Below are 261 nucleotides of genomic sequence, written 5' to 3' on the forward strand. Positions count from 1 at the left end.
GTGCGCCACCGTTTCGGTGCCCGCCCGGCCAGGCCCGCACGGCGCATCAGCCGGGCCACACGTTTGCGGGAGTGCCGATGGCCGTGGGCCCGCAGTTCGGCGTGCACGCGTGGCGCACCGTAGGTGCCGTGGGATTGCTCGTGCACCTGGATGATCTTCTCGGTCAGCGCGGTGTCGGTGCGTTTGCGGGCGGAGGGGCTGGCGTTGCGGCGGGCGTAGTAGGCGGTGCGGGAGACCTTGAGCAGGGTGCAGGCACGGGTG

1 protein-coding gene is annotated in these 261 nt (G+C 72.0%); it reads right to left on the reverse strand.

Features of this window, described 5'->3' with window-relative positions; translation table 11 throughout:
• Window positions 1-261 (reverse strand): IS3 family transposase (locus ACERZO_RS50360; RefSeq protein WP_372673168.1); only part of this gene is annotated, 261 nt, incomplete at both ends.

This window comes from Amycolatopsis kentuckyensis (assembly GCF_041679295.1).
In the GTDB taxonomy this organism is placed as follows: domain Bacteria; phylum Actinomycetota; class Actinomycetes; order Mycobacteriales; family Pseudonocardiaceae; genus Amycolatopsis; species Amycolatopsis kentuckyensis_A.